The organism is Paenibacillus sp. P36, from assembly GCF_045866505.1.
GTDB classification, from domain to species: Bacteria; Bacillota; Bacilli; order Paenibacillales; family NBRC-103111; genus Paenibacillus_E; species Paenibacillus_E chondroitinus.
This window is the reverse complement of the sequence record NZ_AP038372.1, coordinates 7224907-7250098: the sequence shown is the minus strand read 5'-3', so window position 1 is coordinate 7250098 and position 25192 is coordinate 7224907. Positions and strand designations below refer to the sequence as shown.

20 protein-coding genes are annotated in these 25192 nt (G+C 47.9%); 15 read left to right on the top strand and 5 right to left on the bottom strand.

Going from position 1 to position 25192, the window contains the following annotated elements:
• Positions 1 to 25 precede the first annotated feature (25 nt).
• From serC to ACKTT9_RS31700, 4 genes are all read right to left on the bottom strand, one after another.
• Positions 26 to 1120 carry a 3-phosphoserine/phosphohydroxythreonine transaminase gene (gene serC, locus ACKTT9_RS31715; RefSeq protein WP_407869159.1) on the bottom strand — a complete coding sequence of 365 codons (1095 nt, stop codon included), beginning with the start codon at positions 1118 to 1120 and terminating at the stop codon, positions 26 to 28.
• A 282-nt stretch (positions 1121 to 1402) separates the two neighbouring features.
• Positions 1403 to 2788, bottom strand: a complete 1386-nt coding sequence (locus ACKTT9_RS31710; protein WP_407869158.1) for an ABC transporter substrate-binding protein — start codon at positions 2786 to 2788, stop codon at positions 1403 to 1405.
• An 85-nt stretch (positions 2789 to 2873) separates the two neighbouring features.
• Positions 2874 to 3695, bottom strand: coding sequence for a carbohydrate ABC transporter permease (locus ACKTT9_RS31705; RefSeq protein ID WP_407869157.1), 822 nt, complete (start codon positions 3693 to 3695; stop codon positions 2874 to 2876).
• Positions 3692 to 4573 carry a carbohydrate ABC transporter permease gene (locus ACKTT9_RS31700; protein WP_379170959.1) on the bottom strand — a complete coding sequence of 294 codons (882 nt, stop codon included), beginning with the start codon at positions 4571 to 4573 and terminating at the stop codon, positions 3692 to 3694. Before ACKTT9_RS31700 ends, ACKTT9_RS31705 begins: the two co-directional genes overlap by 4 nt.
• 291 nt (positions 4574 to 4864) lie before the next feature.
• Here ACKTT9_RS31700 and ACKTT9_RS31695 point away from each other — a divergent pair, with 291 nt between their 5' ends.
• The 5 genes from ACKTT9_RS31695 (at position 4865) to ACKTT9_RS31675 (ending at position 11866) form a co-directional block, all read left to right on the top strand.
• Positions 4865 to 5596, top strand: a complete 732-nt coding sequence (locus ACKTT9_RS31695) for a glycerophosphodiester phosphodiesterase (protein WP_407869156.1) — start codon at positions 4865 to 4867, stop codon at positions 5594 to 5596.
• A 92-nt stretch (positions 5597 to 5688) separates the two neighbouring features.
• Entirely contained in the window at positions 5689 to 6066 is a 378-nt protein-coding gene (locus ACKTT9_RS31690) for a VOC family protein (RefSeq protein WP_407869155.1), read from the top strand.
• A 266-nt stretch (positions 6067 to 6332) separates the two neighbouring features.
• Positions 6333 to 8492, top strand: a complete 2160-nt coding sequence (locus tag ACKTT9_RS31685; protein WP_407869154.1) for an AMP-binding protein — start codon at positions 6333 to 6335, stop codon at positions 8490 to 8492.
• A 14-nt stretch (positions 8493 to 8506) separates the two neighbouring features.
• The gene (gene lplT / locus ACKTT9_RS31680) at positions 8507 to 9676 is read left to right on the top strand and encodes a lysophospholipid transporter LplT (RefSeq protein WP_407869153.1); all 1170 of its coding nucleotides are present in this window, start codon (positions 8507 to 8509) and stop codon (positions 9674 to 9676) included.
• 417 nt (positions 9677 to 10093) lie between these two features.
• On the top strand, positions 10094 to 11866 hold the full coding sequence (locus ACKTT9_RS31675; protein WP_407869152.1) for a methyl-accepting chemotaxis protein: 1773 nt from the start codon (positions 10094 to 10096) through the stop codon (positions 11864 to 11866).
• A 161-nt stretch (positions 11867 to 12027) separates the two neighbouring features.
• Here ACKTT9_RS31675 and ACKTT9_RS31670 read toward each other — a convergent pair whose 3' ends face one another.
• Positions 12028 to 12717 carry a DUF559 domain-containing protein gene (locus ACKTT9_RS31670; protein WP_407869151.1) on the bottom strand — a complete coding sequence of 230 codons (690 nt, stop codon included), beginning with the start codon at positions 12715 to 12717 and terminating at the stop codon, positions 12028 to 12030.
• Between the two features lie 1064 nt (positions 12718 to 13781).
• Here ACKTT9_RS31670 and ACKTT9_RS31665 point away from each other — a divergent pair.
• From ACKTT9_RS31665 to ACKTT9_RS31620, 10 genes are all read left to right on the top strand, one after another.
• Complete coding sequence (locus ACKTT9_RS31665) at positions 13782 to 14576, top strand: sugar phosphate isomerase/epimerase family protein (RefSeq protein WP_407869150.1); 795 nt, start codon at positions 13782 to 13784, stop codon at positions 14574 to 14576.
• A 157-nt stretch (positions 14577 to 14733) separates the two neighbouring features.
• Positions 14734 to 15144, top strand: coding sequence for a DMT family transporter (locus tag ACKTT9_RS31660; RefSeq protein ID WP_407869149.1), 411 nt, complete (start codon positions 14734 to 14736; stop codon positions 15142 to 15144).
• A 5-nt stretch (positions 15145 to 15149) separates the two neighbouring features.
• Positions 15150 to 15593 carry an OsmC family protein gene (locus tag ACKTT9_RS31655; protein ID WP_407869148.1) on the top strand — a complete coding sequence of 148 codons (444 nt, stop codon included), beginning with the start codon at positions 15150 to 15152 and terminating at the stop codon, positions 15591 to 15593.
• Between the two features lie 138 nt (positions 15594 to 15731).
• On the top strand, positions 15732 to 17552 hold the full coding sequence (locus ACKTT9_RS31650; protein ID WP_407869147.1) for a sensor histidine kinase: 1821 nt from the start codon (positions 15732 to 15734) through the stop codon (positions 17550 to 17552).
• Positions 17549 to 19174, top strand: coding sequence for a response regulator (locus ACKTT9_RS31645; RefSeq protein ID WP_407869146.1), 1626 nt, complete (start codon positions 17549 to 17551; stop codon positions 19172 to 19174). Before ACKTT9_RS31650 ends, ACKTT9_RS31645 begins: the two co-directional genes overlap by 4 nt.
• A 94-nt stretch (positions 19175 to 19268) precedes the next feature.
• Positions 19269 to 20609 carry an extracellular solute-binding protein gene (locus tag ACKTT9_RS31640; protein WP_407869145.1) on the top strand — a complete coding sequence of 447 codons (1341 nt, stop codon included), beginning with the start codon at positions 19269 to 19271 and terminating at the stop codon, positions 20607 to 20609.
• Between the two features lie 35 nt (positions 20610 to 20644).
• Positions 20645 to 21505 (top strand): carbohydrate ABC transporter permease, encoded by an 861-nt coding sequence (locus tag ACKTT9_RS31635; RefSeq protein ID WP_407869144.1) that lies wholly within the window; start codon positions 20645 to 20647, stop codon positions 21503 to 21505.
• Positions 21502 to 22329, top strand: a complete 828-nt coding sequence (locus tag ACKTT9_RS31630) for a carbohydrate ABC transporter permease (protein WP_407869143.1) — start codon at positions 21502 to 21504, stop codon at positions 22327 to 22329. The genes ACKTT9_RS31635 and ACKTT9_RS31630 overlap by 4 nt, the downstream gene beginning before the upstream one ends.
• A gap of 26 nt (positions 22330 to 22355) precedes the next feature.
• Positions 22356 to 23990 carry a beta-N-acetylhexosaminidase gene (gene nagZ / locus ACKTT9_RS31625; RefSeq protein WP_407869142.1) on the top strand — a complete coding sequence of 545 codons (1635 nt, stop codon included), beginning with the start codon at positions 22356 to 22358 and terminating at the stop codon, positions 23988 to 23990.
• The gene (locus ACKTT9_RS31620; protein ID WP_407869141.1) at positions 23972 to 25090 is read left to right on the top strand and encodes an ROK family protein; all 1119 of its coding nucleotides are present in this window, start codon (positions 23972 to 23974) and stop codon (positions 25088 to 25090) included. The genes nagZ and ACKTT9_RS31620 overlap by 19 nt, the downstream gene beginning before the upstream one ends.
• Positions 25091 to 25192: the final 102 nt, after the last annotated feature.

Below are 25192 nucleotides of genomic sequence, written 5' to 3'. Positions count from 1 at the left end.
TACGGGACTCTTTTATTTTGTTTGTTTATCCGTTTCTGCGGGCAAAATCAAGCATGAAGTCCGCTAAAGCTTGGCAGGCTTCGAGAGGGACCGCGTTGTAGGCGGAGGCGCGCAGACCGCCAACGCTGCGGTGTCCGGCCAAGCCCTCAAAGCCATGGGTCTCGGATTCCGCGATGAAACGGCGTTCAAGCTCACTATTAGCCATACGCCAAGTGATATTCATGGGGGAACGGTCTTTCTCATCGATGATGCCTTGATAAAAGCCGCGGCTTGCATCGATGACCTCATAAAGGAGGCCGGCTTTTGCAAGATTGTGGCGTTCTAATTGTTCCACGCCGCCTTGCTTTTGCGTCCATTTGAGTACCAAATTCGTCATATAAATGGCGTGAACGGGAGGCGTGTTGAACAGGGATTTGTTCTTGGCAAATGTGCTGTATCGCATGATTTCCGGAATCTCGCCTGAAGCTTGTTCCAGCCAGCTTTCGCGGATCACGACCACGGTGACACCCGCGGGTCCAAGATTTTTTTGTGCGCCGGCATAGATCATGGAGAACTTCGTGAGATCCAGCCTGCGGCTCAGGATTTCGCTGGTCATATCGCCAACGAGAGGGATATTGCCGACTTCGGGTATCTCCGCATAACGCGATCCTTCAATGGTATTGTTCATCGTGATATGCACATAGGCAGCATCTGGGCTGAGATTCTGTGCGTCCCAGGCAGGAATGGCGCGATAACCTTGTGCTTTGGAGCTTGCTACGACATGGGTACGACCAAGATACGCGGCTTCCTTATAGGCTTTTTCTGCAAAGCTGCCTGTTAAGGCATAGTTAGCTGTTAGTTGGGGGCTTAAGAAATTCATCGGAAGAAGAGCGAATTGCGTACTTGCCCCACCACCCATGAAGAGCACTTCATATCCTTTGGGCAAATCCAGCAGGGAAAGTAAGAGAAGCTGCGTTTCGTGATTCAATTCCTCGACTGCCCGGCTTCTATGCGACATTTCAAGCAAAGAAATGCCTTTACCCTCATAGTCGACAAATTGCTCCTGAGCTTCTTCCAGAACGCCTATAGGCAGTGCGGCCGGTCCTGGATTGAAATTGTACCTGCGTTTTGTTTGGTTCATGTGATTGCCTCCCGTAACCGAATTATGGACAACAAAAAAACGCTCCTCATCCGATTGGGACGAGGAGCGTTTGCTCGCGGTGCCACCCAATTTAAGAAACATGACGTGCATGTTTCTCCACTTGGTTCCGCGGTAACGGGCGGTGCCGGTTAACTTAGCATGACTCTACATCCAACAAGCATGCTTGGCGATAACGCCTCCGAGTTGGATTCTCATCATAGGCACGATCGAATATAGAAGTTGAATAAAAGTATATGCTTCTTGTTTGAAAAGGTCAATGCTTTATTTTACTGTTTTGTTATAAGCAGCTAGCTTCTCAGCGATGGTTTTTGAAGCTGCATCCAAGGCATCTTTTGGTGATTTTTTACCTGTGAGTGCTTCTTCGATAGCTGTTTCAACGAGTTGACGTGCTTCAGGGAATACACCCATGACCGCGCCTTGCGTTGCTTTGTTCGCTTTTGTGTTGTGCAGTTGGTCGATTGCCGTTTGGAATTGCGGGAATTTCGCTAAATTATCTTTTAAAATTTGCTCATCATAGGCTTTTTTCGTAATTGGGAAGTATCCTGTGTTCACGTTCCACCATGCTTGTGTTTGCGGATTCGTCAAGAATTTGATGAATTCCCATGCGCCTTTTTGCTCAGCTTCGGATTTGTTGTTCAAGATATAGAGACTTGCGCCCCCAACAACAACACCGCCGTCTTTGGCATCAGCTGGTTTAGGCATAACGCTTGTTCCAACTTGGAATTTGCCTTCTGCACCAGTAACAATACCACGTAAAGAAGCTGTAGAATCAAGTGTCATTGCAATTTGACCAGCTAGGAAAGCTTTTTTCGTATCATCGGTTTTACGGCCAAGGTTCATTAGGGATTTGTTATCGACCATGTCCTTCCACCAAGTCAACGTTTTGACGCCTGCTTCATTGTTAAGAAGAGTTTCCGTAGCTGCAGCGGTACGGCCGTTTCCGTTGTTTAAGAATTCTGCGCCTTGTCCAGCGAAAAACTGCTCCATGAACCAACCGTAAATCGCGAAGGATCCGCCGGCTTTACCGTCTTTGCTCAGCGCTTGCGCGGCTTTTGTTATTTCTTCATACGTTGTTGGCGGCTTCTCCGGATCTAGACCAGCGGCTTTGAACATATCTTTGTTGTAATAAAGGATTGGGTTGGATGTGTTAAAAGGCATGGAATTCAATTTATCGTCAACTTTGTAGTAATTCAAAATGTTTTCTTCCAGTTGGGAAAGGTCGAATTTATCGGCATCAACGAATTTTTGAACCGGTGTAATCGCCTTGGAATCGATCATGAAACGGGAACCGATCTCGTAAACTTGAATGAGGGATGGGCCGCTTTTTGTATCCATGGAAGCTTTCATTTTGTTCAAGCTTTCATCGTAAGTACCTTGGAAAACAGCTTCAACTTGCACGTTTTTCTGGGAAGCATTGAAGTCTGCAACCAGTTTGTCAACAGCTTTGCCAAGTTCACCGCTCATGGAGTGCCACCAGATGACTTTGACCGGCTCTGCGGCTTTGGTCGGAGCTGCTGAAGCGGCAGTTGAACTTGCAGGTGCAGTACTGCTAGCTGGCGTTACTTCGGCTTTGCCGCATGCGCTAGTGAGCACCATGGTGAGTGCTGTCATTGCGAGAACGGAAGTTCTTATGTTTACAGATTTCATTGATTTGTTTCTCTCCCTTTTTTAACTTTTTTTATTTATGGAAATCTGATTCAGCTAATATAGCCTGTCAGAGCAGCCAACAAGATTAACCTTTCACAGCTCCAGCGGTGAGTCCACGGACGAGCTGCTTTAAACCAAGGATGAGCAAAATAAGTGATGGCAAGAGGACGATGGTGACACCTGCCAAAACGAGGTTCCACACGGTTAATTCTTCGAATTGCAGCATGGCGATGCCGATTTGTGCAGTTCGCATTGCTTCACTGTTCGTAATGAGCAGCGGCCATAGGTACATGTTCCACGCGTTCAGGAAGGCGTAGACAGCTAGTGTAGCCAGCGCAGGTCTTCCCAAAGGCAGCACGATCCGGAAAAAGATGCGAATGTGACCACATCCGTCGATACGCGCCGCTTCGAACAATTCTTTGGGCAGCTGCAGGAAAAATTGGCGCAGCAGGAAGGTACCGAAAGCTGTTGCCAGGAAAGGAACCGTTAGGCCCTGCAGGCTATCGAGCCAATCCCATTTTTTGACCGTTAGATAATTCGGTATAATCGTGACTTCCCAAGGAATCATCATCGTCGCCATGAATAATGAGAAGATGAAAGCTTTTCCTTTAAACCGGATATTGGCAAAAGCATAAGCGGCCATCGAGGAGGTCATCAGCTGCCCAATCATGATGATTAGTGAAACGATAAAGCTGTTTGTAATAAATTTGGCGATCGGAACGAGTTGAAAAACGGCCACTATACTGCCCACATAGAAACTGCTTGGCAAGAAACGCGGCGGATAAGCCGAAGCCTCATCTGGCGTCATGAACGTAGCGGAAAATGTGTAAAAGATTGGATACAGCACAAGTGCGGCTGCAATCGCCAACAGAACATAAACGGCTGTTTTTTGTAAGGGACGGTTCATTGATAATGCACATTCCTTTCGAACACTTTGAATTGCACAAAGGTGAAAATCAGGATGATGGTGAACAGTACTAGGGCCTGCGCGCTTCCAGTTCCGAACCGGAAGTTAATGAAAGCATCTTGATACAAGTTATAAACGAGCACATCCGTCGAGTTGATCGGACCGCCTTTGGTCAGAATGTGAATCTGTCCGAAGGATTGGAAAGCACCGATAATTGATACAATCGTGACGAAGAACACCGTAGGTGAAAGCAGGGGTAAAATGATTTGCACAAACGTCCGAACCGGACCGGATCCGTCGATTTTTGCGCTATCGTAGATTTCATCCGGGATGCCTTGAAGTCCGCTAAACAGGACGATGTAATTGAAGCCAAGATTCATCCATACAGTCATCAAGGACACGGAAAGCAGTGCCCACCGAGGATCCGTTAGCCAAGCCACAGGCTCTAAGCCAACAAGCTGCAGCAGGTAGTTAAGCATGCCGACACTAGGATGAAATAGCATCATCCAGATGACAGAAGATGTTCCCACAGACAGAACGACAGGCAGCGAGAAAATAAATTGGAAAAAACGCATCCCTTTTAGCTGATTGTGTGTGAGAGCTGCGAGCAGAAGCGCAAGGGCGATGCTTGTCGGTACCGTCAGAATGGTGAATAAACCTGTGACCTCCAAGCTTTTGTAGAACTTCTCCGACGTGAAGATAGCCGTAAAGTTATCGAAGCCGACGAAGGAAGCCACCCTACCTCTGGGATCGGTCTCATGCATGCTGAGATAAAAGGTTTGAATCAAAGGGTAGAACAGAAACACACCGAATAGCAGCAATGACGGAAATAAGAAAATATAACCAAGCAGCGTCTCCGCCCAATTCGAGAAGAACATAGAACGACGGGGGAGTTCAGCACGTGTTGTTATTTTTTTTGGTGCATTTGTTAAGGTTAAATCCTGGTCCAGCGTACTCATGCATTGACCTCCATAAAGATTATTAGGCTAGTTCGATCTCTATAAGGTTAACGTCCAGTTATTTGACCAATGTTAAATAGGTTTAAATGATTTGTTAATTTCACCTCGTTGTTTACATAATATTTACGAAGATTTACTGGGCAAAAGCGGAGCTGCTCTACTATAATTTGAGGGTAAGCAGTTAATGAGGTTAGGAGAGTGTTACGTATAATGAGCAAACAACCACTTGTAATAGGCCATAGAGGAGCAGCCGGGGATGCACCGGAGAATACGTTAAGATCTTTCGCTTTAGCTTTCGAGCAAGGAGCGGAAGGTATTGAATTGGATGTTCACCTGACGAAAGACGGCGAAATTGTCGTTTGTCATGACGGTACATTGGATCGCACGACGAATGGTTCTGGGCTAATTTGCGAAAAAAACTGGGATGAAATCAAAGAACTCGATGCCGGTTCATGGTTTTCCGAGGATTTCATCGGGGAAAGAGTACCTTTGCTGCGTGAGGTTTTTGAGCTTGTGCCACGTGGTTTCCTCATCAATGTGGAAGTGAAGTATGCGTATGAAGGGCGAATGGAGAAAGCCTTGCTCGCCTTTTTGCGTGAAAGCGGCAGGATGGAAGACGTCGTTATTTCCTCTTTCGATCACAAAGTGATTAAGCGGATCAAGTTGGCCGAACCTGAAGTGAAAGTTGGGCTTCTGTATGGCGCCAACCTGATTGACCATGCGGCTTATGCCCAGCTAATCGGGGTTGAGGTACACTCTCTGCACCCTCAACATCATCATTTTGAAAAAGAAGATGGGGTATCGGTGGCAGAAGCAGGATTAGCCACGTATCCATGGACAGTGAACGTTGAAAGGGATTTTCAGAAGATGATCGATGCTGGTGTTACGGGCATTATTACGGATTTTCCAGGGAAGCTTAACGCTTTATTAAAAGGCGAATAAGCGGTAGGCGCACGGACGTACAGATGGATGTTCTATCGCACCTTATACGAGTGTGGTAAAATATGGGTATACCAGTTTGGAAGGGGATATCTATGAACGAGAACATCTTAACGCAAATAGCACAAATTTCTATCAATGTCGTTGATGTTGAAAGAGCTGTTGCTTTTTATCGCGACACCTTGGGCATGAAATTTATGTTTCAAGCTGGGCAAATGGCTTTTTTTGATTGCAATGGCATCCGTCTGATGCTCAGCCTTCCGGAGAAACCTGAATTTAATCATCCAGGATCGGTCATCTATTATAAGGTGGAAGACATTAAACAGGTGTACGAAGCTTTCATCGAACGTGGTGTTACCTTTATTAGCGAACCACATGTCGTTGCAAAAATGGATCATATGAATATCTGGATGGCGTTCTTCCGGGACTCCGAGGGGAATACACTAGCACTAACAAGTGAAGTTTCGAATTAAATAACGTGCAAAAGGGACCGCTGCATACGGATGCTGTGGTCCTTTTTTAATAGTGGGAGAGGAGTGAAACAAAGGTAGCTGCAGTACGAATCCAGCGGGTGGTTGAGAGTAGTACTAGGTAAAGTTAGTACTATCAGAATCGCAGCAAATGCATACAATGGGATTATGACCTGGTATTAAGAGAAGCCCAATAAATAAACGGATGCTTAATACGTTGTACCAAGGTTTTCTCAGATTTGCCATGCGAACGCTTAGGAGGAGTCACCATGATCAAATGGTTGTTTATTGTACTGTTAAAGCTTCTGCTTCCAATCTTGCGCCCTGTTATACTAGCTAGTTTTCGCGTAAAAGTGAAGGGAATGCAGCAGCTTGATTTGACAGATAAAACAGTGCTCATACCTAACCATGTCTCATTGTTGGATGCTGTTCTGCTAGCGTTGATTCTGCCCGAGGAAGTGGCCTTTGTCGTGAATACACGAATGGCCAAACGTTTTGCTTGGCCGCTCCATTTCCGTACGCATATTCCAGTAGATCCACTCAACCCTTACTCCGTACGGAAAATGCTCAAAACCGTGCAGAGCGGTACGCCGCTTGTCATTTTTCCGGAGGGGCGGATATCGACCACGGGCAGCATGATGAAGGTGTACGGCGGCATTGGCTATATTGCGTCAAGATCCCAGGCTCACATGGTGCCGATTGCGATTAACGGACTGGAGCATTCCAAATTATCGTATCTTCGTGGCAAAATGAAACAGATTTGGTTTCCGGCCGTAACCTTCACAATTGGGGAGTCTTTTCAAGTGCCTGTAAATGAAAAGCTGACGAGAAGAGTTCAGAAGGAGCGGGCAACAGAGTTCATCGGCAGCCGAATGCAGAGTCATTTGGTGGAAAGCCGGATGAAACCGGAGCTTAATTTATTCAATGAGATGCTCATAGCTGCCAAGCAGCATGGCTTTTCCAAAATTATTTGTGAAGACATCCTATCAGATACGTCGATAAGTTACCGCAAACTGCTATTAAGCAGCTATACGATGGCGGAGCGTTTGAAGGAGCTGCTTGGTAACCAGAAGCGAACAGCTGTCCTATTGCCGAATGCGGCGGCGCATGTCGTGACTTTATTTTCCTTATTCCGCTTAGGCATTACACCGGCGATTCTGAATTATACGGCAGGAAAACACGCCATGCTGGATGCCTGTGAAACCGTTTCGGCGAAGACGATTATTACGTCTCGGGCTTTTATCGAGAAAGCGGGGTTATCTGATTTTATCAACAGTGCCAGTGAAGTTTACTCGGTTATCTATCTTGAAGAGGTTAGAGAGAGTATTACTTTTCAACATAAATGGGTAGGAATTCGTAATCTCTTGATGAAAGTGCAAGGTCCAGTCGGAGATGGGGAGAATGAGGTCGTTCTCTTCACATCCGGGAGTGAAAGCAAACCGAAGGGGGTTGTGCTGACGCACCGCAATATTTTTGCTAATCTTCAGCAGGCCAAAGCTGTGATTGCTTTCAATGCGGCGGATATCCTTCTTGGGGCGATGCCTATGTTTCACTCTTTCGGCTTAACAGCGGGGACGATGCTGCCGGTACTTTCGGGCATGAAAGTGGTCATGTACCCCAATCCACTGCATTATAAAGTTATTCCAGAGATAGTGTACGATCGCAATATTACCATTTTGTTCGGTACGTCAACGTTTCTATCGGCTTACGCGAGAACGGCACATGCTTATGATTTTGCCTATGCGTTGAAATATGTCGTGGCTGGCGCCGAGAAGCTGAAAGAGGAAGTCCGTCAAACCTGGATCGATAAATTCGGCATTCGGATTATGGAAGGTTACGGTACCACGGAGACAGCGCCTGTCATTTCGCTTAATACGCCTATGCATGTTAAAAAAGGAACCGTAGGCCGTGTACTGCCAGGTATTCAGGTTCGAATCGAGAAAGTGGATGGCATCGAGCTTGGCGGCAATTTGCTTGTCAAAGGTCCTAATGTGATGAAAGGATATTTGATTCATGGACAGGGCTTTGTCCCTTGCCCAGAATGGTACAGCTGCGGCGATATTGTGCAAATCGATGATGAAGGCTACCTGTCAATTCAAGGGAGGATGCAGTCTTTTGCCAAGATTGGCGGAGAAAAAGTATCACTGCCAATGGTCGAAGAACTCGTATTGCCAAGCCTGCCGCATCAAGCCGTTTGCGCAGCCGTTGCAGTTCCGGATGCTCGAAAGGGAGAACGAATTGTGGTGTACCACAATAGCCCGGACATGCAGCTGCAGTCTCTTAAAGAATGGATGAAACAGAAAGGGCATCCGGGGATTTATATGCCTTCGGAGCTGCGATATGTAGAGAAATTGCCGCTTTTGGGCAGTGGGAAAGTAGACTATGTAACCATTAAGCGGATTGCGCTTGAGGAGCATCATGCATCCTAAGGGAGAGAAATGATATGAAAATGAAACCGCTTCAGACGCTCAATTTGACCCAATTTCTTTCCGCTTTTGCCGATAATATGATTCTCTTCATTACGTTGGCGATTATTAAGATGAATGCTTTTCCTGACTATTACATCGGTGTTGTTCAAGCTTCTTTTCTAGTTGCCTTCGTCGTGTTGGCGCCTTTTGTCGGTGCGATAGCTGATAAGCACTCCAAATCTCGCGTACTTCTCGTTGGAAATGCCATCAAAAGCATCGGTATTATCGCGATGTTCCTTCATGTGGACCCGGCTGTCAGTTATGGGATCGTCGGCATCGGCGCCGCGGTTTATTCACCGGCCAAATACGGTATTTTGCCTGCGCTTACCCATTCCGATCATGAGCTGCTTAGAGCTAATGCGCGCATGGAAGGGTATACGATCATGGCCATTTTGCTGGGATCTGTTTGTGGTGGTATTTTGGCGAAAATGTCGCTATCAGGTTCGATGATCGCCTGCCTAGCCCTGTATTTGTTATCTTTGCAACTGACGCTGCAAATGCCGAAGATGCAAGGCGATAGGACGATCCGCTATGGCAAGGCAGCGAGAACGTTCGTTTCCGACATGAGTTTCTTGTTAAAAGACCGAGCTACCCGTTTCTCGCTTGTTGGCACGGGCTCGTTCTGGATGACGTCCTCGGTTGTCCGGTTGGCGATCATCGCATGGGTGCCTGCTCACCTTGGTATCCAGTCGGTCGATCAAATCTCTATGCTTGTCGCTGTAACCGGCGTAGGAATCATGATTGGGGCGCTGATGACACCGAAGCTGGTCCCAGCAAAGCGTTATTATAATTCATTTATATTCGGCATTCTCATGATCATCTGCATCTTGCTGTTCCCGCTTATCACCAATTTGTATCTAACAATAGGGCTGCTTCTACTTGTAGGATTCAGCGGCGGGGTGTTTATTGTACCTATGAATGCCGTGCTGCAAGATAGAGGTCAGGGAATGATAGGTTCAGGGAAAACGATAGCGGTTCAAAACTTCCTGGAAAATGCGATGATGCTTGCCGGAGTCGGTCTCTATACGCAAATTTCCAAGGATGGGCTGTCACCGGACCTGTCGATTACGGGGATTGCGTGTATCCTTGCCGGTTTTGTCGTGTATTTGATTGTACAGCGTGAGAGGTTGAAACTTTCCATTTAGCAAATAACGGTGATCTAAGACGGGGCCAATCGTATGGCAACCGAATGTTCCTAGATAAGAAAGCTGGCGAGCTCTTTGGCTTCGCCAGCTTTTTGCGTTATTTTAGCCGCATAGGGAATTTGGTTCTGCCCCGGATAAGTTTTATTCTTCTTCCAGATGTTAGCTCCTCTGCCATCGGCTGAAATCGGATTCACAATAAAGACTATTGATTATCTGGCAAATATCCCCGATCCGTAGCGAAAATAGTAGTAAATTACTAGGAAAAAAGTTCTATAGCTGCACGTTTTTTGACGAATTTTATCTTTACATAATGTTCACTTGTTTGTAAAATAAACCATAGGTAAATTAATCATTTATGTGTAAGGTAATCTAACATTGGTTAGAGGATTATCTGCATGTCGGGAGGAGAACAGGACTTTGAAATTCAACATGAGTTTGAATGTAAGTCAACAAAAGAAGGCAAGAAATGTGAAAGTCAACCTGTCCGTCCTTCGCAACCTTAAACTGCGTTACAAACTGCTCTTCATGAATGCTATTGCTATTTTATTCCTGCTTATTGTAGGTATTACGGGTTATTACTTCATGGATAAGATGTCTAGTAATTCTACTAGAATGTACGAGGAAAGTCTGTTATCTGTCAAATGGATTAATCAGCTAAAAACGAACTTCAATGAAACCGAATCAAATTTGCTCGAAATGATGTTATCCGTAGATGTGAAATATAAAGGTAAGCTCAAGGCCAAACTTGACGAAAACAGCGCGATGAATCAGGAGCTTGTCACGAAGTTGTCAGGTATTCGGTTGACGGAAGAAGAGGCGGCTGCTTTCAAGGATTTTGAAGAGCTGAATAAAAAGTATCGTGAGATCGTTGCAATGACGATCGATCATGCTACCAAAAATAATCAAGTGGCTTACCAAGTTTATAATAATGAAGTGTCTCCGCATGGGGATAAAACGATCGTGGCACTCGATAAATTGGTGCAGCTTAAAGAGACCGCGGCTGAAAATTTCCAAAAAACGAGCAGCAACGACTCTAAAACCTCCCACTGGTTCATCATTCTTACGATTGTTATTGCTATTGTTATTATGACGGTGAACGCAATGGCATTAAATATGATTATTACGACTCCGATTCGTAGATTGCAGGAGCATATGGAGAAAGCCGCTGGCGGAGATCTCTCTGTAAAAGGAGACTATCCTTATGAGGATGAAGTCGGTAAACTGACCGGTTCCTTTAATGTAATGACAGGAAGTCTACGCAGCTTGGTATCCCAAATCGCAGATAATGCGTTAACCCTTTCGGCAAGCTCTGAAGAGCTACTAGCAAGCTCGGAGCAAAGCTCGCAAGCGGCCAAACAAGTTGCGTCTTCCAGCCAGCAGCTTTCGGAGGATTTCGAGAAGCAGTTTGCGGGTGTGAATCAAGCGAATGAAGCTGTGCAGCAAATGCTTACGAGTACGAAGCTGATTGATGAATCAGCGCAAGAAGTAGCCAGACTTGTTGGACAAGCCACGGCTGCCGCGCAAAACGGTAAACGTTCTGTCGTATCGATCGCAGGCCAGATGGGCGAGATTTCGGAAGCCGTGCAAGAAGTAAATGGCGTCATTGAAGCTTTAGGGAAAAATGCACACAAAATTGGGGAGATTGTCAATGTCATCAATGAAATTTCCACGCAAACCAATTTGCTCTCTCTGAATGCGGCGATTGAAGCAGCGCGTGCGGGGGAAGCGGGCCGCGGGTTCGCGGTTGTTGCTGGCGAAGTGCGCAAACTGGCGGAGCAATCTGCTTCATCAGCGCGCAACATTACGCATCTGGTCTCGACGATTCAGAGACAGATCAACCACGCGGTAAGCTCCATGCAAGATGGAGCTGGCAAAGTGCAGGCCGGATTAACGATTTCCGGCGAGGCGCAAGAGTCGTTTATTCACATCGAGACTTCCGTTGACGAAGTCAACGCGAAGGTGGAGAGTGTGAATCAGAACATTCACCAGCTGGTGGATGCGAATGTCCGCATCGAGCAGGTGATGGGCATTGTCAGCAGCGTTTCGGAAACGGGCATCTCCGTCAGCCAGGAGACATCCGCGGCTAGCCAGCAGCAGATGTCCACGACCGAGGAGATCGAGAATTCAGCTAAGTCACTGGCAGGACTAGCTGAGGAGCTGCAAATTTCGCTGCAGAAATTTACGGTGTAATTTTGACCGCGGGCTTAGGCTCGCGGTTTTTATGTTACTTGGGGCGTGGATTACTGCGCCCGAGAAAGCCAAAAAGGCTGTCTCCGGAGGCGGAGCGGAGGAAAATGAGATCGAGCCGTCCGAAATGGCCGCCTCAGCAGAAATTTTCGCTCCTGCAGGGTTTAGTGGTTGTTTTTCTCCCAAATTGCTTGTGCTTGTTCATGCAAATTGTAACCGCGAATACACTTTCGCCCACTGCCGGCAGGCTTAAGTAACGATTTATCTGTCATTGCTTTTAGTACTTGATAGGATTTACGTGAACCAACGTCCAGCAAAGCCGATACATCGTTTGGCTTTATAGCTTTGTCAATGTTGAGTGCAAAACGAATGACTTCCTTCTCCACGTAATTCAATTTCACATTTGTTGAAGCGTCGCGGCCCAGAAAGCGTCCCATGAATTGCTGCAGGATTTGTTCACACATGCGGGGGCGGTCTTTGACATCATCATAGGAAAAGCGGAGGATTTTCCAACCGTCTATGACGAGATGATTTTGGCGGATCCATTGGTCGGAGAATTGGGTGCGGCTCATTTGGGAGGCGTGAGGTCCGTATCCATCAATTTCGATGGCTAGCTTCAGGGAGTGCCGCATAAAAGTAAAGTCGAGAAAGCGAGTCCCATCCCGAAAGTCTTTCACCTCGTACTCAGGGTGCAAATCCGTGAAGCCGCCGAAGGCTGGCCACCAAACCTGCCGAAGAAATAATTGTTCAGCGTGGCCATGGCCCTCTTTGAGTCTGCGATGACGTTCTCCTTCCCTTTTAGCAAGATGCTTAGTAAGAAAATTCACTAATGCAATGCGAAATTGCTCATCCATGTTAATACACTCCATTTCATATATGAATAAAATAAGCCGCCTCTCTGGATTCAGCAGTCCATGCTGGATCTAGAAAAGTGGCGTGTGCTTCACAACCGATTGGAATTATTTTCCATTCTAGCATAACTAGTTTACTGTGGATAGTCCTATTGACACGCTCATAACTTTCGTGTATATTAGATGGATTGATTGAAATGAACCATATAAACACTTTAGGCTAAACCTCATTTACCCCCATACGGACGATTAGCGAGTAGAAAGTAACCCCCTCTCCTTGTTTGTTATTTCTCCCAATGACGCAGTAAAATCAGCTCATTTTATGGTAAACCCGAGGCAGTGTCATCGTGTTTCGGCAGCAGGTGTTTGTTAAGCAATTCGCACTGGCGCGGTCATTGGAGCCGCAAGGATGGAAGAGAGGTAGGGCTTTCATTGTTTTGATTCCAACACATGAAATTTGCATTTTCATAGAGATCAATATTCGCAATTCTATAGAAGAGCCTATCACACGAAGTGAGCAGCCTTCATCCATTGCGCTAATAGAACCGTTCTTGCCCTGATTACAGGGCGGGGGCGGTTTTTTCAATGTAAGGGTTGCGGTTCTGGAGTCTCTCCCTGTCCTAGGTGAACTACATGGCGCTATTTCATCAAAATAGACCTTTTTCCGAGTGTAGGGGAACTGTGAGCCACTATTTGCCCGTTTTCTTAATGAAACCGGGATGAGGCGGTCAAATAAAGCCCTGTAGTTCCGTTGAAACACGGAAACGGGCTGCATCTGCTCGAATAGAGGACTGTAGTTCCTCAAGGGTATATCGTAGACCAAGCTGGGTGTTCTCCACCCCCAAAATTCGCTCCTACTGGGCTCTTAACAAGCTAAGTTACGGAGGAGAAGTTAGCTCCTCCAACGGTTTTTCCTCTCCAGTGAGGGGGGAACCAACGGTTCATGAGTAGTGCGATTCGTTTTTTACGCATGACGAACTATAATACATGAAAGCATACGGGCATCCATGGATTCAACGCTTCCTATTCCGTTAAACTTTGAATAAATGAATGTTGGAGGAATGGCCATGCAAATGAAGTTGTTTAAATCGTTGTGGGGGATGGAAGCTTATACTTATAGAGAAGCGTTTGGCAAAATAGCGGCAGCGGGATATTCAGGTGTGGAAGCAGGAGTCCCAATGAAGGAACATCGTACAGAGTTTGCTCAACTCTTGCAGGAGTATAATCTGGACTATATTGCACTTATTAGTACATCCGGGAATCATGAGGACTCGTTCAAGTTAAATCTCGAAGCTGCGGCGTCATTGGATCCGACGTTAATTATTTCCCATAGTGCTCGGGATAACATGAGTGAGGAGCGGCAATTGCAATTTTTTGAGCATGCCGTCGAAGCAGAGAAGCATTATGGCATTCCAGTCGGCCATGAAACACACCGGCATCGCGCCATGTTCACCCCGTGGACAACGGCCAGACTGCTCCAAGCCATCCCTGATTTGAAAATCACAGCGGATTTCAGCCACTGGTGCTGCGTTTGTGAATCGCTTTTAGAGGATCAACAGGAGAATTTGCAGATCGCCTTTGAGCGGACCATACATATCCATGCAAGGGTAGGCTACGCGCATGGACCGCAAGTTCCCCATCCTGATGCACCTGAATATAAACGGGAACTAGAGGCACATGAACTGTGGTGGGAACATATATGGAAGACTCGATTAAGCAGAGGTTTCGCATCTACAACGATTACACCGGAATTCGGGCCTCCCGGTTACATGCATACGATGCCATTTTCTAACGAGCCAGTGTCTGACTTATGGGAGGTATGCCTTAAGATGGCAGACAGGCTTCGTAACAAATTTGCCTAAAATTTAATTGGTTTGTCAAAATAGCTATGGCTGCCGCGTGCAGCCATTTTTTATTGTTCCTTCTGTTGCCCTCGGACAACTTCACGCCGAACGAACTGGTGAAACGCCTTCCATTCCTTTACAATGAGAGCAACAAGATCAGTAGAGGATGGATGAAATGATTTGGAATATGAATTGGACATTTCTGCTGCTGGCTATCCTATTTGAAACGATTGGCACGACGGCAATGAAGATGTCATCTGGTTTCACGAGGGTAGGTCCGGCAGTTGTGATGGGGATTTGCTACATCATATGTTTCACGTTGTTTACACTGGCTTTGAAGCAGCTTGAGGTTTCATTGGCCTATGCCATTTGGTCTGGGGTAGGGACGGCACTTATAACGATCATCGGCATCTGGTGGTTTAACGAGTCCGTTTCCACTTTGAAAGTGATTTCCATTGTTCTCATCATTTTAGGCGTCATCGGGCTGCATATAAGTGGCGGAGACGAAGCCCAGACGCAATCGCAAGCGAAAGCGCAGTCCAGCAATCCCCAAGAGCAATCCGCGGCTACATTAAATAAGGAGTGATACGGATGAGTGAGCATCGATTTGATTTGAAAGCAGAGTGGACCGGCGGTTTGGACGGCACAGGCCGCATTCAAGCGGGTAATCTGGACGCATCGATTTCAGTGCCAAACCAGTTAGATGGGCCCGGCATCGGCACGAATCCGGAAGAGCTGCTGCTCGGAGCAGCCGCAACCTGTTATCTCATAACGCTTGGCATGCTGATTAAGCGGCAGGGCATTACCTCCCTTGAGCTGAAATCGCAGATTTATGTTGAGAATACGCCAGCTATGAAGGTGAATCGGATCATACACCGACCGTACATTTCAGTACCCGCTCATACTCTTCCGGATCAGTTGGATAAAATAAGCAGAGCAGCCTATCGGGCTGAGCAGGCATGTATGATCAGTAAAGCGCTAAAAGGCAATGTGGAAGTGACGGTGGAACCCGAAATTCGATCCGAACTAGAATAGAGGATTTTATCCCTCCTCCATCCGAACCTATCCCTAGGTGACGTAAAGACGGGTCAATTATAATAATAAAAAGCAATGAAAGGCACCAGCACACAGGATGGTGCCTGATTCGGGTTAGAAGGGGTCTGCCAAACGTCGATGAATTTGAACAAAAAGGTGTTTATCGGATTTTTATTTTTTATTATTATCCCTTTGTTCGTACTGGGCACCGCCGTCTACACCGTATCCCAACAACTCATTGAGAAGAAATACGGTGACTTGACCGAGGTTACGCTGCAAGCGATTTCCCGGAACATTTATTACATGTTCAAGGAAGCGAATTATTTCTCAGACTTCTGGATGGTCAAAGACAGCATTCAGGGCATTTATCGGACGATCGATGAGGTCAGGCCGAATGAAGAAGCTCCGTCGTCGTATGATTTGAATACGTTCGATACGCTGCTGCGCGGCTCTATTTTGACATATTCGCCGATTCAATCAGTCGTCATTTACAATAATGTCGGCAAGTCCTTCAGCGCGGGGAGAACAAGCGGGAATGCGCTGCCATGGAAAACGTTGTCGAGCAGCACGGCTTTTGAACAGATCAAGGAACTGAATGGGAGTCCCATGTGGATTGGCCCCTCTGAATACAAGGAGCTGGGAGCCGGCCGTGGGGAGTTTTATCAGGCGAGGATGGTTAAAGATTTCTGGACAATGGACAATCTCGGCTACATGCTGTTGAAATTTAAATTTAATGAGCTGGATCAAATTTTTAAATCTTTTAATACGAACGAAGACAGCTCTAAGCGTTATTTGCTCGTGAATAAAAGCGGACTTATTTTCTATGACAATAAGCAGCATTTGGAAGGCGCCAATGTGCTTCAGCTGCTGCAGGGCAAGCTGGATCTACAGCAAAGCAACCGAAGCTTTCAAGCTAATTTTCAAAATGAAAAAAGTCTGGTATCTCTCTATCATTTAAATATTAATCAAATGGGCGTGCAGGATTGGAGCGTCGTATCGATAACGTCTTGGAAATACGTGGCGGGAGAAATCGAAACGATTATGAAGCTGGTCGCCGGGATCACATTTGTATGCTTATTTTTTGCCCTGGTCTACAATTTAGTATTCGTTCGCCGCATTGTTCAGTTAATTCTGCGCATGCTGGGTTCCATGAAAAAAGTAGAGCGCGGCGACCTGACGACACGTATGGAGGAAAGCGGCAAGGATGAAACTACGGCGCTGGTCAGAGGCTTTAATAGTCTCGTTGAGAGGGTCGAGGACCTTCTGGACGAAGTCAAACGTCAGCAGGACCGCAAAAACAAAGCGGAACTCATGCTGCTGCAGGCGCAAATCAAGCCGCATTTTCTTTTTAATACACTGGAGTCCATCAATGTGCTTGCGATCCAAAACCAAGGGAAGAAAGTTAGTCAAATGGTGTATCGACTTGGCAATTTGCTGCGGATCGGCATGGAGAGCAGGGAAGAGATTTCGCTTAAACAAGAGCTGGATCATCTCAAAAGTTACCTCGAAATTCAGGAATTCCGCTTCGAAGACCAATTCCGTTATGAAATTGAATCGGACCCGGAGATATTGGATTACAGCATTCTGAAGCTTACGCTCCAACCGCTGGTAGAAAACGCGCTGCAGCATGGGTTTGAACCTATTGATTACATGGGGGTAATTTCGATCAAAGTCCTCGATGAAGGGGAGCGGATCGGCCTGTATGTCTCGGATAACGGAATCGGCATCTCCAATGAGAAGTTAGCGAAATTTCATTATAAAACAGAGCTGGAGACGCCTTTTCACGAAATTTTAGATGCGAATGTCAATGAAGAGCGAAGAGGTTTGGGCGTCAGCAATGTAGCCGACCGCATACGGATCCAGTACGGCCTGCATTATGGCATCTTTATTTGCAGCATGGAAGGACACGGGACGACGATGAAGATTGTCATTCCCAAAACAAAGGAGGCGAGCCTGTGAGACTAAAAGCGATTTTGGCGGATGATGAGCCTAACATTTTACGTAATTTGCAGGCGGTCATTCCGTGGGCAGAGCTGGAAATTGATATTGTAGGAACGGCTAAGAACGGGATCGAGGCGCTGGAACTATCCAGCTTGCATGGACCGGATTTGGTGATGAGCGATATTCGGATGCCTTTGATGGATGGGATTACTTTTGTCCAGAAACTCCGTGAAATCAACGAGGCTTGCAAAGTGCTGATGGTGACGGGTTATCAGGATTTCGAGTATGCGCGCTCCCTCATGCGGGTTGGCGTTAGTGATTACATGTTAAAGCCGATTAACTATGAAGAGTTGGAAAACTGTATTCGTAAGCTAGCTAATGAAATCAGGGAAAACAAGGCGATCAAGCAGCAGGAGCAGCAAAAGTGGGGCAAAATGAAAAATTTGGCCTATGAGAAAATTCTTCAGGATGTCCTCATGAACTATACAGAAATTTCAACACATACACTGCTTCCGATCGATAATATGGATTTGGAAACGATGACGTATTCGTTCATGATGATCGATGTGGATGATTACTCGCAAAAGTCGCTCCCTTGGTCAGAGCAAGAGCGAAAGCTATGGAATTTCGCCGTCCGTAATGTCATGCAAGATTCACTAGCCAATTTCAAAGCGGAATTTTCCGTGCTGCAGATGCGTGAAGGCGAATGGTGCCTGCTTATTCAATGGGACACTAGAGGGGGCGAGGACAACGGAGTCCAAGCCGAGGAAACCCAAATGCAGTCTAATTTGTATGAAGTGGCGCTGAAACTGCAAAAAGATGTCCGTGAATCCGTCAAACTAGGCATTAGCGTAGGCTTTTATCCTAGTGCTGTAGGTCTGCGATTGCTCTCTGATACTTATCGGAAGCTGCAGCGATTCATGCAGTTAAACCTGAATAAGCAGGAGTCTGTGCTGCTCTATAGGGAGTCCAAAGAGCAGGCGGACGCCAACAGCTCCTTATGGTACTTGGTTGAAGAGATTGTAACAGGTCTCAAACAGTTGAATCGAATCAAAACGGAGGACGCTCTAAGTAGGCTGAAATTGTTGCTGGAGGGGCTGCCGAACAGTTCTTTTGCCAGAGCGTATCAAATGCTGCACTTCCTGATCCTGCATGTGCTTCGTGAATTGCGCGAGATGAACTCGCTTGATGTGCAGGAAGAAGAGCAGGTTTGGCGCCAACTGGATACAAGCGAGAGCATACCGCACCTGCTTCAAGTGATGATACAGCTCGCCGCCATCGGGCTGGAAGGGACGAATAAGAAGAAAAACAGCGAGCTTTTAATGACGGCGGCGAAGGAATATATTCGAACCCATTATTCAAATGATTTCGGAATTGAAGATATTGCGAGCTCCCTCGGCATCTCTTCGAGTTATTTTAGCTTATTGTTCAAGCAGCAATTCGGGGAAACTTTTGTTGAATATGTAACCAAACACCGGATGGAGCTGGCGAAATCGATGCTGCTGCATAGCGACAAAAGCATTACGGATATCGGAAGGTCCGTCGGTTATACGGAGCGTCGTTATTTTACAAAAGTGTTCCAGAAGTTTACCGGTGAAATTCCTTCGGAGTATCGGGAGAAACGCATGGAGCCGAAGTAGAGGATTTTGCCCCTATATAAGGAATTTATCGGTCTTTAGGAGGAGCAGCCATTATTTTATACTTAACATGCAAGCCTAAGGGAGATCAAGGAAGATGAAAATAAGAACGTTGTTCCCGGTAACAGGGGTTGTGGCCGTATCGTTCATCCTGTCCGCTTGCAGCAGCTTAAACCTGAACAGCCCAAACTCCGAAGCACCCTCCCCAGGGGCAAAAGGAGAACCGGTCCTGCTGACCATTCGTCACACGCAAGTGAAAGATACGCAGAAGAAACGTTTGGCGATGCTTCAAGAGGTCGTGAAGTCCACGGAGGCGAAGGTGCCCGGCCTGTCGATTACACTGGATGGTGTAGAGGACAAAGTGAATCGCTTTGAAAAGCTGAGGGCTGAGATGGCTGCCGGGAATCCACCCGAGATCTTCGACTTCTTCGGCGGGACGGATACGAAAGATTATGTGAAAGCGAACAGGCTGCTAGATCTGACGTCCATCTTGAGTGAACTGGGGTTAACGGACAAGTTCTACAGCTTTGAAGAGTTTACAGTCGACGGTAAAATATACGGCATCCCGATGGCCGGTTATGTCGAGGGCTTGTACTATAATAAAAAGATTTTATCGGAGCATCAAATCAAACCGCCTCAAACCTGGAATGAGCTGCTTGACGCTGCAGCCAAGCTGAAAGCTCAGAAGATAACGCCATTCGCACTGGCAGCCAAAGACTCGTGGGTCATCAACATGATGTGCAACACCATGTGGGTGCGCACGGCTGGGCGCGACTCCGTCGAAGGTTTTCTGGATGGGAGCAAGCACTGGACAGATCCGGATGTCGTGGATGCCTTTCAGAAATACGATCTCCTCGTGAAAAAAGGGTACTTCCAAGAGGGCAGTTTAGCACTTTCATATGCCGAGCAGCAAAACAAATTCAGCAGCGGAGAAGCGGCATTCATGTTTGACGGCAGTTGGGCCAATACGCCGCTGCTTGATCCGGAGAAGTCTGCCATTGTGAAGGATGTAGGGTTCATGAGCTTCCCGGATATGGGCGGCCCTGGAGACGGCTTCATTAACGGCGGGTGGTCAAACGCGTATGGTTTCTCGAAGAAAGTGACCCCGGCGCAGCTTGATGCCATAAAGGAATTCATCAGGCAGATGTACAATGAGCCGATGCAAAAAAGACAGCTGGTCGAGGAAGGCATGCCGCCTGCCATGAAGCTGCAGGATACGAGTAATGTGAATCCGCTGATTACGCAAATTTTGGATGTGTTTGCCACCAGCAAAGGGGCATTCCCTGCTTTCGACTCGCGCATTCAAACCAAGGTTCGTGAGAAGTTGGAACGCGGCATGCAGGAATTAGTCGGCGGCAGAACAGATCCGGTCACGCTGATGACAGAAATACAGAAGCAGCAGGATGCTTCAAATAAGGAAGAAACTCATACGAATTAGTGGGATGAACTATGAACAAAGTAGGAAGAAACCCATTGGCATACGCTATTTTTACAGTACCTACACTGCTTTTTCTAGTGATTTTTTTCTATTCCCCCATGCTGATGTCATTGCGCTACGGATTTACGGCATGGAACGGGATCCTACCAGCCAAGTGGAACGGTCTGGACAACTTCACCCAAGCGTTTCAGGATAAATATTTCTGGATTGCCGTGCGAAACAACTTGTATTTTATTGCTTTTTCGATTGGCGTACAGATCCCTTTTATTGTTTGTTTAGCTCTCGTGTTGAGCAAAATTCGGCGTTGGACAGGATTTTATAAAACGATGATTTTCCTCCCTACCATTTTATCGACGGCTGTCGTCGGAGTGTTGTGGGGATTCATTTATCATCCTGAAGCTGGACTCTTGAATCAATTGCTGGAAGCTGCAGGCTTAGGGGCTTGGAAGCATACCTGGTTGGCTGATGAATCGACGGCGATGATTTCGGTGCTCGTCACTAACGCCTGGCAGTGGGTCGGCTTTTATGTGATTCTCGTTTTGTCGGCCATTTATGCCATCCCGGTAACCATCCTCGAGGCAGCCGAAATGGACGGCGCATCAAGCTCTCGTCAAGCCTGGTCGATCACGCTGCCGCTCCTGCGCCCTGTGATTATCGTGATGATCTTGCTTTCCATTACCGGTGCGATGAAAGCGCTTGATATCGTCTTTGTGATGACGGGAGGTAATCCCTACGGGATAACGGAAGTGATGGCAACTTATATGTATAAAAAGGCGTATCGAATCGGCGAGTACGGTTATGCGAATGCCGTCGCTCTGCTCATTTTACTGTTCACAGGTGTGCTGACTTCCGTGTTTGGTTGGTTGACGGCCAAGCAAGAGGAGGCGCGGTTTTGAAAACGCAGCGAAAAGCAAATTCCCTACGCGGTGCCATCAAGCACGCCATACTTATGGTCTACATAGCTATTATCCTGTTCCCTCTGGGCTGGGTACTCAATTCTTCTTTTAAAACGAATAAAGAAATCATCGCATTTCCTTGGTCTTTCCCTCATGAGTGGCTGCTGTCCAATTATGGGAACGCGTGGACGGGCGCGCATGTCTCGCACTATTTTACGAACAGTCTCGTGATATCCAGTATATCGGCCGTGCTGACGTTAATCCTCGGTACAAGCACCTCCTTTGCCTTGACACGCATGAAATTTCCAAGACTAAGCAAGGTCATCAAACGAGTTCTGATGGTCGCTTTACTGGTGCCCGCCGGGTCTTTGCTTGTCCCACTGTATATGCTGCTGAGAAGTTTCCATCTGTACAATACACCTTTTGCTTTAATTATGCCTTATATAACTATTGGATTGCCGCCTACGGTTTTTATGATCAGCGGTTTTTTCAAATCCTTTCCAAGTGAGCTTGAGGAAGCGGGTACAATGGATGGACTATCCATCTATGGACTGCTCTGGCGCGTCATTGTTCCAATTACCGTACCGCCGCTTATTCCAGTGTTTATGCTCAATTTCCTTAGCAATTGGAACGAGTTCATGATGGCGAATCTGTTCCTGACCAAAGAGAAGTTTCGAACGCTTCCTGTGAGCATGGTGGCTTTCTATGACCAGTTGAATATGAACTATGGTTCGCTTTGCGCAGCTATCATGTTCAGTCTGATTCCTGTCGTGCTGATGTACTTCCTTATGCAGAAACGAATTATTGCATGTATTAAAGCTTAATCACCTATCCAAGGAGCGTGTCCATAATGTCGTTCATATCCAGCAACGCGCATAAACCATTAACTTTACGCCAAAAAGTTGGTCAACTGTTTATTTGTGGCTTTGATGCAATTGAGCCAAATCCAGCAATTACGCAGCTAATTGAAGAATATGGGCTTGGCGGCGTTATCTATTTCCGGAGGAATGTGAAAGATGCGCATCAATTGGCGCAATTGTCCGCAGAATTGCAAGAAATAAGCCGTCACAGCGGGGGACAACCCCTGTTTATCGCGGTGGATCAAGAGGGCGGTATGGTGTCCCGAATCGAAAAAGGGGCGACTTTGCTGCCGGGGAATATGGCGCTTGGGGCTGCTTTTGCGCCGGCAGGCGTGTATGCAAGCTCCAAAATCATGGGCAAGGAGCTGCGTCAGATGGGCGTGAATATGAACTTTGCGCCGTGCCTGGATATTAACAATAATCCCTTGAATCCGGTTATCGGGGTGCGCTCCTACGGGGAAACCGCGGCCATCGTCGGCGATATGGGGACGCATGCTGTCAAAGGGCTGCAAGACATGGGCGTTATCGCCACGGTCAAACATTTTCCTGGGCATGGCGACACGTCAGAGGACTCGCATCATGATTTGCCAGTTGTTCCGCACAGCATGGAGAGGCTTATGGAGCTTGAGCTCGCCCCTTTTATCAAAGCCATTGAAGGCGGCGTAGACGCCATAATGACTGCGCATGTCGTGTTCGCGGCATTGGAACAAAACGGTGTGCCCTCAACGTTATCGTATCGGATTTTAACCGAGCTGCTGCGGGAAGAACTTGATTTCAAAGGGCTTATCGTTACGGACTGTTTGGAAATGAAAGCGATATCCGAAGGAATCGGAGTAGCTGAAGGTGCGGTTCGCGCCATCGAGGCTGGATCGGATCTCATACTGGTCAGTCACACGCTGGAACGGCAGGTTTCCGCCATGGAAGCCGTTATTGCAGCTGTTGAAAGCGGTCGTATCCCAGAGTCTCGGATAGATGCGTCTGTCCTGCGAGTAATGACTCACAAATGTAAACGAGAGATCCAATTTGAAAAACTGGCGCCGATTCCCGAAGGACCTATTTCAACGCCGGAACATCAGCTTTTGGCTAAGGAGCTAAGCCGCAAAAGTATCACGCTAGTGAAGGACGAAGCCGGTAAGCTGTTGGATATGAATGAGTCGCCGCTCGTGATTTGGACGGAAGTGCAGACGGGCACGGAGATTGATGAGGTTGTGGAGCGGCAGGGAACGCTGGGAGCTACACTGGCTGAACTCACGGGGAAAGATGTCCAAGAGGTGATCTTGGGATTGTACCCTTCCGAGTCTGAGATTACTGCAACCCTGCAAGCTGCCGAAGGCAAAAAGCAGGTGGTTATGGTCACTTATAATGCCACTTTTTCGCCAGGACAGACTCAGTTGGTAAAGGCTCTTGCGGCGATTGAAGATTTGCATTTTATCGTAGCTGCAGGAAGAAACCCTTATGATTTACTTGAGTTTCCTGAGGTGAAGACGTATTTGGCCTGTTATGAGAATCGTCCGCTGGCGATGGTGTCTCTGGCAAATGTGCTGCTGGGGCATGAGAAGCCGGTTGGGCGGCTGCCTGTTACGTTGTCGGAACAATATGCGATTGGATGGAGGTTGGAGGTATGAGTGGGGGTGAATGGATGGGGGAACAGGATATGAGCGGGACGGGATGGACGGAGGGAGCGGAAGGAGTGGAAAGAGCGGAAAGAGCGGAAAGAACGGAAAGAACGGAAAGAACGGAAGGACAAGACGTGTACCTGCGGGATTACTACGTTGGGGTTGACTTGGGCGGCACGAAGATGTTGGCCGCGCTCATTAGCGGCGATGGCCGCATCATCGCCAAGGAAGAGATTCCCACCCTGGCGCAGCAGGAGGAGGAGGCTGTGCTCGATCGGCTCGGGAGCCTGATCGAGGGTCTGCTCGCGACCGCGCCCGGCGGTCGCGGCATTCTCCGCGGCATTGGCGTCGCCACCGCGGGCACGCTCGATACGGCGAACGGTGTCGTCACGTTCGCCACCAATCTCGGCTGGCGCGACATGGCCGTCGCCGCCGTGCTCACTGACCGCTTCGGCTGCGCGGTCAGGCTGGAGAACGACGCCACCGCAGCGGCGGTCGGCGAATGGCTGGCCGGCGCGGGCGAGGGCGCGCCGGACTGTGTGTTTGTGACGATCTCCACGGGGATCGGCGGGGGGATCATTTCCGGCGGGCGCTTGATCGCCGGAACGAATCATAACGCAGGGGAGCTCGGCCACATTTCCATTGATGGAAATGGGCCGCTCTGCCCCTGCGGGAATGTGGGGTGCCTGGAGCTGTATGCGTCAGGCACTGCTATTGGCCGCCGCGGCGCCGACTACGTGCGCCGGGCTGGCGAGGGCGCAGCGGGCGCCCTCGTGCGGCTCGCGGGAGGCGACCCGAACCGCGTGGATGCGCGGTTGGTCGCGGCCGCAGCCGCGGAAGGGGATGCCGCCGCGAACGGCATCCTGCGCGAAGCGGGCCGAGCCCTCGGCATCGGGCTCGTGAGCATTCTCCACCTGCTGAATCCGCAGGTGGTCATTCTTGGCGGCGGCGCCTCGCATATCGGCGAGCCTTTGTTAGGACCGATGCGCGAGATCGTCGAGGAGCGCTGCTTGCCTTCGATTCGCGGACCGGTCCGGTTCGCAGCATCTGCGCTCGGATCCTCCGCAGGTGCCGTTGGAGCCGCGCTGCTCATGTCTCAGTCACGCTGAGGCATCTAGGTTTGTGACTGGTCATATGACATATGTCACTAGACGATAGGAACCTTTTTTCGTTAAAGTAGAAAAGGTTTATGAAACATTTATTCTTCTTCT

Bases quoted from the DNA above. Each gene is read 5' to 3' on its own strand.
- ACKTT9_RS31705 (WP_407869157.1), bottom strand. From the start codon at position 3,695: ATGAACCGTCCCTTACAAAAAACAGCCGTTTATGTTCTGTTGGCGATT.
- nagZ (WP_407869142.1), top strand. From the start codon at position 22,356: ATGTCGTTCATATCCAGCAACGCGCATAAACCATTAACTTTACGCCAA.
- ACKTT9_RS31660 (WP_407869149.1), top strand. From the start codon at position 14,734: ATGATTTGGAATATGAATTGGACATTTCTGCTGCTGGCTATCCTATTT.
- ACKTT9_RS31655 (WP_407869148.1), top strand. From the start codon at position 15,150: ATGAGTGAGCATCGATTTGATTTGAAAGCAGAGTGGACCGGCGGTTTG.
- ACKTT9_RS31710 (WP_407869158.1), bottom strand. From the start codon at position 2,788: ATGAAATCTGTAAACATAAGAACTTCCGTTCTCGCAATGACAGCACTC.
- ACKTT9_RS31640 (WP_407869145.1), top strand. From the start codon at position 19,269: ATGAAAATAAGAACGTTGTTCCCGGTAACAGGGGTTGTGGCCGTATCG.
- ACKTT9_RS31650 (WP_407869147.1), top strand. From the start codon at position 15,732: ATGAATTTGAACAAAAAGGTGTTTATCGGATTTTTATTTTTTATTATT.
- lplT (WP_407869153.1), top strand. From the start codon at position 8,507: ATGAAAATGAAACCGCTTCAGACGCTCAATTTGACCCAATTTCTTTCC.
- ACKTT9_RS31665 (WP_407869150.1), top strand. From the start codon at position 13,782: ATGCAAATGAAGTTGTTTAAATCGTTGTGGGGGATGGAAGCTTATACT.
- ACKTT9_RS31690 (WP_407869155.1), top strand. From the start codon at position 5,689: ATGAACGAGAACATCTTAACGCAAATAGCACAAATTTCTATCAATGTC.
- ACKTT9_RS31700 (WP_379170959.1), bottom strand. From the start codon at position 4,573: ATGTTCTTCTCGAATTGGGCGGAGACGCTGCTTGGTTATATTTTCTTA.
- ACKTT9_RS31620 (WP_407869141.1), top strand. From the start codon at position 23,972: ATGGAGGTTGGAGGTATGAGTGGGGGTGAATGGATGGGGGAACAGGAT.
- ACKTT9_RS31685 (WP_407869154.1), top strand. From the start codon at position 6,333: ATGATCAAATGGTTGTTTATTGTACTGTTAAAGCTTCTGCTTCCAATC.
- ACKTT9_RS31695 (WP_407869156.1), top strand. From the start codon at position 4,865: ATGAGCAAACAACCACTTGTAATAGGCCATAGAGGAGCAGCCGGGGAT.
- ACKTT9_RS31670 (WP_407869151.1), bottom strand. From the start codon at position 12,717: ATGGATGAGCAATTTCGCATTGCATTAGTGAATTTTCTTACTAAGCAT.
- serC (WP_407869159.1), bottom strand. From the start codon at position 1,120: ATGAACCAAACAAAACGCAGGTACAATTTCAATCCAGGACCGGCCGCA.